This is a genomic window from Achromobacter pulmonis, assembly GCF_902859765.1.
Lineage (GTDB): Bacteria > Pseudomonadota > Gammaproteobacteria > Burkholderiales > Burkholderiaceae_B > Achromobacter > Achromobacter pulmonis.
This window is the reverse complement of the sequence record NZ_CADIJV010000001.1, coordinates 363,237-371,890: the sequence shown is the minus strand read 5'-3', so window position 1 is coordinate 371,890 and position 8,654 is coordinate 363,237. Positions and strand designations below refer to the sequence as shown.

The 8,654-nt window shown below is 68.7% G+C and carries 6 protein-coding genes and 1 pseudogene; 1 reads left to right on the top strand and 6 read right to left on the bottom strand.

Features of this window, described 5'->3' with window-relative positions:
* Positions 1 to 178 precede the first annotated feature (178 nt).
* From HV701_RS01655 to axyZ, 6 genes and pseudogenes are all read right to left on the bottom strand, one after another.
* Entirely contained in the window at positions 179 to 973 is a 795-nt protein-coding gene (locus HV701_RS01655) for a metallophosphoesterase family protein (protein WP_175131394.1), read from the bottom strand.
* A complete protein-coding gene (locus tag HV701_RS01650; protein WP_217467941.1) occupies positions 970 to 1,962 on the bottom strand; it encodes a diacylglycerol/lipid kinase family protein in 993 nt (330 codons plus the stop codon). The genes HV701_RS01655 and HV701_RS01650 overlap by 4 nt, the downstream gene beginning before the upstream one ends.
* A 58-nt stretch (positions 1,963 to 2,020) precedes the next feature.
* Entirely contained in the window at positions 2,021 to 3,820 is a 1,800-nt protein-coding gene (locus HV701_RS01645; RefSeq protein WP_175131393.1) for a gamma-glutamyltransferase family protein, read from the bottom strand.
* Between the two features lie 92 nt (positions 3,821 to 3,912).
* Positions 3,913 to 5,415: an ABC transporter substrate-binding protein gene (locus HV701_RS01640; RefSeq protein WP_175131392.1), complete on the bottom strand. Its 1,503-nt coding sequence runs from the start codon at positions 5,413 to 5,415 to the stop codon at positions 3,913 to 3,915.
* Positions 5,416 to 5,677: 262 nt separating this feature from the next.
* Positions 5,678 to 6,574 carry a LysR family transcriptional regulator gene (locus HV701_RS01635; protein ID WP_175131391.1) on the bottom strand — a complete coding sequence of 299 codons (897 nt, stop codon included), beginning with the start codon at positions 6,572 to 6,574 and terminating at the stop codon, positions 5,678 to 5,680.
* Positions 6,575 to 6,605: 31 nt separating this feature from the next.
* Positions 6,606 to 7,244 (bottom strand): annotated as a pseudogene (gene axyZ, locus HV701_RS01630) (multidrug efflux transcriptional repressor AxyZ).
* Positions 7,245 to 7,477: 233 nt separating this feature from the next.
* Here axyZ and HV701_RS01625 point away from each other — a divergent pair.
* The gene (locus tag HV701_RS01625) at positions 7,478 to 8,653 is read left to right on the top strand and encodes a MexX/AxyX family multidrug efflux RND transporter periplasmic adaptor subunit (protein WP_175131390.1); all 1,176 of its coding nucleotides are present in this window, start codon (positions 7,478 to 7,480) and stop codon (positions 8,651 to 8,653) included.
* The last annotated feature ends 1 nt before the right edge of the window (position 8,654 follow it).

Sequence of the window (8,654 nt, the reverse complement as noted above, 5' to 3'; positions counted from 1 at the left end):
CGCCCCAGCCGGCCGCGCGCACCGCCGGCGCGGCCCGCGCGCTGACGCGCGCCATGGCCACCGCCACGGCCGCCGCGCCCAGCGGCAGCAGCAGGAACAACAGCAGCGCGTGGGCCGATACCCATGCCGCGCAGGCATCGATCAGCGCAGACTGCGCAGCGCTCCCCATCGCCGCGCCCTACCCCGTCACCAGGGTCTTATCGACCGGCGCGAAGGCGTGGGTCGCGTCGGCATAGTCCCAGCGCTCGACATGGCAGGTCCGGGTTTCGCCCTCGCCCTGGCGGGTGATCACATTGACCGAATTGGGAATATTGCCGCGCACCCGGCGCGAGCAGGTCGTGCCAGCCTGCACCGCCCAGCCGGCCGCCAGGGCCGGATCGGCGCTGGCCGGCAGCACATAGGGCAGATGGATATGGCCGCCCAGGATCAAATCGACGCCGGCCTCGGCCCACGCGGCCAGCGCGCGCTCGCGCCCGATCAGCAGATTGAAGCGGTCGGATTCGACCTTGGCGCGTACCGGATGGTGCGCCACCACCACCCGCAACTGTCCGGGCCGGGCCTGGCGCAGGCGCTGCGCCACCCGCGCAATCTGGGGGTCGGAGATTTCGCCGTCCTTGTGGCGGCGCGGCCGCGTGGTGTTGACCCCGATCGCCAGCAGGCCGCCGGTCTCATAGACCGGTTCGAGCACGGCGCCGAGCGCGCGCTTGTAGTTGCCGTAAGGGTTGAGCGCGCGCGCGAACAGATTGAACAGCGGAATGTCGTGATTGCCTGGCACCGCCAGCACCGGCAGTGACAGGCGCTCGATGAATTTGCGGGCGGCGGCGAACTGGCCGCGGCGGGCGCGCTGGGTGATGTCGCCGCTGATCACGACCAGGTCCGGCGCCAGCGTGCGCGCCAGGTCCAGCGCGGCCTCGAGCACCGGCTTGCGCTCGGTGCCGAAGTGCGTATCCGAGAACTGCAGGATGCGCGTCATGACCGCTCCTGGTCCGGGGCCTTGACCGGCACCACCAGCGGCAGGGGGACGTCGGACACCTTGAATTCCAGCGGCGTCTGCATCCACGAGATTTCGCCATCCATGGCGACCTTGACGCGGCGCCGTCCGCGGATCGAGACCATCAGGCGATCGAAGGCGAAGCTGACGACATGTTCGGCATCGCCCAGGCGGCTGAACAGGCCCCGCAGCAGCAGGCCATATAGCGCCAGCGTACCGACCGGGCGCGCCGCCATCGCCACCAGGCGGTTGCGGTCCAGTTCCGAGGGATCGATGCCGATGTGTTCCAGCTGCAAACGGTTGTTGCCCACCACCAGGGTCGGCGACCGCAGGTCGCGCATCCGCCCTTCGTAGTCGAGCCGCAGGCTGAGCTGGCGCGGCGCGCGCAGCAGTGTCACCAGGCCCGACCACAGCGCCACCATGCGGCTGCGGCCGAAGCGCTGCTTGTAGGCTTCGCGATCTTCGAGCAATTGCGGATAAAGGCCCAGACTGGCATTGACCAGGAACAGGCGGCCGTTGAGCAGGCCGACCTGCACCGGCCGCAGTTCGCCGCCCAACAAGCCGCGCAGCGCGGATTCGGTGTCCTGCGAGATGCCGTAACGCCGGCCGAAATAATTGAAGGTGCCCTGGGGCAGGATGCCGAACGGCACGCCCTGCCCCAACACCTGGCCGGCAACGGCGTTGAGCGTGCCGTCGCCACCCGCGGCGACCACGATGCCGTTGGCCTGGCGCGCCTGCGCCACGGCGTCGCGAGCGGTGGCGGCCAGGCGCGTCGGATCGTCGACCGGCATCAGTTGATAACGTCGGCCAGCCTCGTCGAGCACACGGCGGATGATGTCCTGCAGCGCTTGCGCGTCGCCGCGCCCGGAGCCGGTGTTCAGGACGATGAAGAGAGGTTCGTGTCCCGCAAGGGGAGGAGCCCCAGTCGCCGGGCTCTGCTGGATAGGCGTCATGGGCAAAAGATAGCCCATGGCGGCAAATCGCCGCAACCGTGCCGGCGCCCGCCCGGCGGGCGCGCCGGCACGCGGCTCAACGGCCAACCGCGTAGGCCTGCATCAAGCGCGGCGTGGCGGCCGCATGCAGTAGGCCGTCGGCGTCGCGCGAGGCGGCGGTCAGGCGGCCGACCGACCATTGGGGCACTTCCTCGATCTGGTGGCCGCGGGCGCGCAGGGCGGCGATGGTCTCGGCGCCGAAGCCGCTTTCCACCGCCAGGTGTCCCGGCTTGCGGTCGCGCGGGTAGAACGAAGAGGGAAAGTGCATGGTGTGCGACATCGGCAGATCGATGGCTTCCTGCAGGTTCAGGCCATGGTGCGCATGGCGCAGGAAGAACAGCAGTTGCCATTGTTCCTGCTGGTCGCCGCCCGGCGTGCCGAACGCCAGGTACGGCCGGCCCTCGCGCAGCGCCAGCGACGGCGTCAGCGTGGTGCGCGGCCGCTTGCCCGGCGCCAGCGTGCCTGGCAGGCCCGCTTCCAGCCAGAACATCTGGGCGCGGGTGTTCAGGCCGAAGCCCAGTTCCGGGATCACCGGCGAGGACTGGAACCAGCCGCCGGAAGGCGTGGCCGAGATCATGTTGCCCCAGCGGTCGATGACGTCCACGTGGGTGGTGTCGCCGCGCTTGACCGAGGCGCGCATGTCGGCCAGCGTCGGCTCGCGCGTCACGCTGCCGGGGTCCGACACCTTGGACAGGCGTTGCAGGGTGTCCATCACCCGCGCCACCTGCGCCTCGAAACCGGGGATCTGGCCGGGCCGCAGGTCTTGCGAGGCCCGTTCGCCGATGAGGGCCCGGCGGGCGTCGTTGTACTCGTCGGACAGCAGTTGCGCCAGCGGCACGTCGACGAAGGCCGGATCGCCGTAGTAGGCCTCGCGGTCGGCGAAGGCCAGTTTCATGGCTTCGGTGACGCGGTGCACGAACTCGGCGCTGGTCGGGCCGACGCCGGCCAGGTCCATGTCCTTGAGCAGCGCCAGGGTCTGCAGGAACACCGGTCCCTGGCTCCAGGCGCCGGCCTTGGCCACGGTGTAGCCATGGTAGTCATAGGTCGCGGGCGGGTCGTAGCTGGCCGACCAGCCGGCCAGGTCGTCGGCGGTGATCACGCCGCGATGGCGCGCGCCGCTTTCATCCATGACCTCATTGCCGCGCGCGAACTTGTCGATGGCCTCGGCGACGAAGCCGCGGTAGAAGGCATCGCGGGCCGCCTCGATCTGGCGCTCGCGGTCGCCGCCGGCCTGCTCGGCGGCCTGCAGCACGCGGGTCCAGGTGGCGGCCAGCGCGGGATTGCGGAACAGCTTGCGGGCCTGCGGCACATTGCCGCCCGGCAGGTAGACCTGGGCGGTGGTGGGCCAGTGCGCCTGGAAAAAATCCTTCAGGCCGGCAATGGTGTTGGAAATGCGCGGCATCAGCGCATGGCCATGCCCGGCGTAATAGATGGCCGGCTCCAGCACGTCGCGCACCCGCATCGTGCCGTGGTCGCGCAGCAACTGCATCCAGGCATCGAAGGCGCCGGGAATGACGGTGGCGAGCAGGCCATTGCCGGGGATCAGTTCGAGGCCTTCGGCGCGGTAGCGTTCGAGCGTGGCGGCGGCGGGCGTGGTGCCCTGGCCGCACAGCACTTCGACGCGGCCGGTGCGGGCGGAATAGAACACCGCCGGCACTTCTCCGGCCGGCCCGACCAGGTGGGGCTCGACCACCTGCAGCACGAAAGCCGAGGCGACACAGGCGTCGAATGCGTTGCCGCCGCGCTCCAGCAGCGACATGCCGGCCGAGCTGGCCAGCCAATGGGTGGAGGTCACGACACCGAAGGTGCCGAGGATTTCCGGGCGAGTCGTAAACATGGTGCGATCCTGTTGCGGACGGCGCGGGGCCGGTGGCCGCGAGAACATGTAAAAACGGGACCCGCAGCCGGGTCCCGTGTCAGTCTTGATGCCTATTTCTTGGCGAGGCTGACGCCCTTGAGGCGGATCAGGCCATCGGGATACGGCACGAAGCCCTCCACCTTCTTCTGGGCGCCGAAGGTCCAGGGCAGGTAGAACAGGTAGATGATGGGGCGCTGCTCCTGCATCACCGACAGCACCTCGTCATACAGGGCGCGGCGCTTGGCGGGGTCGGACTCGGCGCGGGCCTCATTGAGCAGCTTGTCCGCCTGCGGGTCGCAGAACTTGCCGTCGTTCAGGTTGCCCTTGCAGCTCAGGTACTGGTGGATATTGCCGCTGGGGTCGACCCGGCCCGACCAGCCGTTCTGCCCCACTTCGAAATCGCCGCGGGCCAGCGACGCTTGCAGCGAGGCGAACTCGACCGGTCGCAAGGTGATGTCGAAGCCGGCGTCGGCGCCCATGGCCTGCACCAGTTCGAACACCTGTTGCATGGTGGTGTTGTTGCCGAAGGTGATCTCGAACTTGACGCGGTCGAAGCCCGCCTCCTTGAGCAGCGCCCGGGCCTTCTTGGGATCGCGGCCGGTGTGCTCGAACGACTTGTTGTAGGCGAAGCTGGCCGGCGGGAACGGCTGGTAAGCCGGCTGGTACTGGCCTTCGCCGATGACCTGGTTGAGCACGTCGCGGTCGATGGCCAGGTCGAGCGCCTGGCGCACGCGCTTGTCCTTGGCCAGGGGGTTGTTGGCGCGCGCGCCATTGCCCAGGTTGACCGAGATCGACTGGAAGCCCAGACCGGTGACCGGGGCCAGGCGCAGGTTGGCGTCGTCCTTGACCGCCTTGACGTCGCTGGGCGCCACGCGCTCGATGATGTCCAGGTCGCCGGCGCGCAGATTGTTCAGGCGCACGGTGTTGTCCGGGATCGGCGTGAACACCACGCGGTCAAAGTGATAGTTGGCGGCGTCCCAATACTTGGGAAATTTCTCCAGCACGATGCGGTCGTTCTGCACCCGTTCCTTGAACTGGTACGGGCCCGAGCAGACCGGCTTGCCGCCCGGGTCCTTGTCGAAGGAGGCGGGCGAGATCATCATGCCGGCGCGGTCGGACAACTGGGACAGCAGCGATGCATCGGGTTCGGAAAGGTGCAGCACCACGGTGCTGGCGTCGGGCGCGTCAACGCTGGCCACGGTGGCCAGTTCGCTCTTGCGGTTGCTGTCGGGCAGTGTGCGGGCGCGGTCGAGATTGGCCTTGACCGCCGCCGCATTGATCGGCGTGCCATCGTGGAACACGGCATCGGTGCGCAACTTGAAGGTCAGCGTCTTGTTGTCCGGGCTGGTGCTCCAGGACTGGGCCAGTTGCGGCACGAACTTCAGGTCGGGGGTGATGTCGACCAGCTTGTCGCACAGCGAGGCGAATACGATGCGGCCGACGAAGGTGCGGGCACGGGCCGGATCGAGCACGTCCGGATCGTCCTGCAGGCCGATCCGCAAGGTCGATTGAGCCTGGGCCAGCCCGCTGGCCAACATTCCCGCCACGGCCATGGCGAGGCAAAGTTTACGCATGAATGATCTCCGTCGGTTCCGAAGGCCCGCTTCCCCGCGCGCCGGTGGCGCGCCGCCCGGCATCGAGGGAACAGCCCCCGGTCGTGCCGCATCGCCGGGTCCATCCCCCGTTGCGCACGTTCTTGTCGGATTCTGCGCCAGGCGCGCGCCGATTGTATAGAGCGATGGCCTTCGCCCCTCCGCGCCGCGCCCCCACCGACCGCCTTGCGGACAGGAGGGGCCGCCTAGGAGGGGCCGCCGAGGGAGGCTGACAGCCCCACCTTCAAGGCAGCCGGCAAGGCGCCGAGAAATCCACCGCCGCGCCAACCGCGGCACGCAGCTCGGCAACCAGCGGCCGGACATCATCGCGGCGGCACTGGAACGAATACGGCAGCGCCGCCGGCTCGGGGTCGCAGCGCAGCACCCGCAAACTGCCCTCGGCCTCCAGCGCCCGGGCCCAGTGGCGCGGCAGTAAGCCGACCCCGGTCCCCTCGATCAGCAGACCGGCGATAGCGCCCCAGTTGTTGCAGCACAGGCGCTCGCCCGCGCCGCCACGCCCGGCGAGCGAATCATCGATGATGCGGGTGGTGCCGGCGCCAGCCGGCAGGGTCACCAGCGGCAACCGGGCCAGCAATTCGGGCGACATCGCGGTGGCGCCATCCAGCACGGACGGCGCCGCGGCCCAGGCGAATGCCGCCTCGCCGATCGGCGTGGAAGCAATGCCGGGACGCGACGACCGGCCCGCGATGACGGCGAAGTCCAGTTCGCCATCGGCGACCCGTTGCTCCAGCACCTGGCCGATGTCCACATAAGGCTCCAACACCAGATCGGGATAGGCGGCGCGCACCACGCCGATCAGGCGGGGCAGCCAGGTCAGCGCGGTCAGCTCGCCCACGCCGAAGCGGCAGCGGCCGCGCAGGCTCGGGGTTTCGGTCATGGAGGCGCGGATCTGGTCGGCCGCGGCGAGCAGTTCGCGCGCCTGTGGCAGCAGCCGCTGGCCGGCGTCGGTCAGCACCGCCTTGTGGCCGCTGCGGTCGAACAGCAGTTGGCCGAGCGTTTCCTCGAGTTCGGCGATGCGCTTGGACAGCGACGACACCGACAGGTGCAGGCGCTCGGCCGCCACGGCGAAACTGGCGCAGGTGGCGGCCCAGTAGAAGGCTTCGAGTTGCTTGAGGGTCATGCCCGGATTGTAGGGGCACGAACCTGGCGCGCTACACGGCCAGCGGCGTCCTCAGTTGCGGCGACAGCCGCAGCGTGTCGATGGCGGCGCGGAGCATGCGCTCGACGCGCGGCCAGATATCGCCCTTGAGGCGATCGGACCAGCAGATGGTGCCAAACACGCCCTCGACCAGGGAGTGCAGATAGATATTGGACAGGCGCACGTCCAGGGCCGGCGGCAGGTCGGCGCGGCTGACGGCGGCGCGCAGCAGTTTTTCGGAAGTGCGCAGGGCGTGGCGTTCCCACAGATCGCGGCGGCGCAACAGCGGCGCATTCTCGTCACTGCGCTCGCATTTCAGGTAGAGAATCTCCAGCACGCGCTGCACCGAGCCTTCCTCGGCATAAATCTGCACGTACTGGCGCATCGACGCATAGAGCGCTTCGAGCGCCTCGCCCTCGGTGGAGACCCGGGTCAGCGACACCGCCTCGCCCAGGGCGCGGTCGCACATGGCGATACAGACGTCGATCTTGTTCCTGTAATGGCCTTAGACGGCGCCCCGCGACACGCCCGCGAAGTCGGCGATATCGCTCATCGTGGTGCTGGCCACCCCTTTGGACAGGAACACGTGCTCGGCGGCGTCCAGGATGCGATCGCGGGTGCGTTGGGATTCTTCTTTCGTCTTGCGGGCCATACAAAGATCTCCTTGTAGAAATGGGTTGAACGGATGGACATGAAAACGGCGGCCCGCCTTGCGGGGGCCGCCGTCTGCGCACTGTAAAAAAGTATGCAGCCGCCAGCATACTTTTTAACAAAACAATTAATCAAGCGTGACGGATTAAATGATAGACTGCGTTCCCCACAGGGAAAACCCGCGCACGTTCCCTCCTCGCCCGCCATGGGCACCCCCACAATAACTTCTAAAAAATGTCGTACCGAGTCCCACTAAGAACGCTCGCATTCGCATCCGTATTGCTTCTTGTTTCAGCTTGTTCGAAGCCGGAAACACCGGAAGCCGCCAAGGCGCCCGCCGCAATCGGCGTCATCGTGGCCAAGCCCACCCCCACCCCCGTTGCCAGCGAACTGCCTGGCCGGCTGGAGCCCTATCGCGAAGCCGAAGTCCGCGCGCGCGTGGCCGGCATCGTCATTCAGCGCCTGTACGACGAGGGCCAGGAGGTGGCGCGCGGCGCGCCGCTGTTCCAGATCGATCCGGCGCCACTGCAAGCGGCCTACGATTCCCAAGCCGCCGCCCTGGCCAGAGCCCAGGCCAACCTGTCGGCCGCGGCCGACAAGTTGCGCCGCTACGCCGACCTGGTGTCGGACCGCGCCATCAGCGAACGCGATCACGCAGAGAGCGTGGCCGAGGAACGCCAGGCGCGCGCCGAGGTGGCGCTGGCCAAGGCCAATCTGCAAAGTGCCAGGCTGCGGCTGGCGTACGCGCGCGTCACCTCGCCGATCGACGGCCGCGCGCGGCGCGCGCTGGTCACCGAGGGCGCGCTGGTGGGCGAAGGCCAGGCCACGCCGCTGACGGTGGTGCAGCAGCTCGATCCGATCTACGTCAACTTCGCGCAGCCGGCGGCCGAGGTCATGCAGTTGCGCAAGCAGATCCGTGCCGGCGCGCTGGAAGGCGTCGCGCCCGACAAGATGCGGGTGCGCCTGCTGCTGCCGGACGGCTCGGAGTACGGCCAGGGCGGCACGCTGTCGTTCGCCGACCTGGCGGTCGACCCGGGCACCGACAACGTGACCATGCGCGCACTGTTCGCCAACCCCGACCGCACGCTGCTGCCGGGCATGTATGTGCGGGTGCGGCTGGAGCAGGCCGTCAACCGCGACACCTATCTGGTGCCGCGCGATGCCCTGTTGCGCAATGCCGGCGGCGCCCATCTGCTGGTGGCGGGGGACGACGGCGAACTGCGCAGCGTGCCGGTCACCGCGCAGCGTCTGCTGGGCCCGAACTGGGTCGTCACCGAGGGACTGCAAGGCGGCGAACGCGTGGTGGTGGAAAACGCCGCGCAGTTGGCCCCCGGCCAGAAAATCAAACCGGTCGAGCGGGCCGCGCCAAGCGCGCCCGCGGCGACCGGGGAAAAACAAGCAAAAAGGTAAA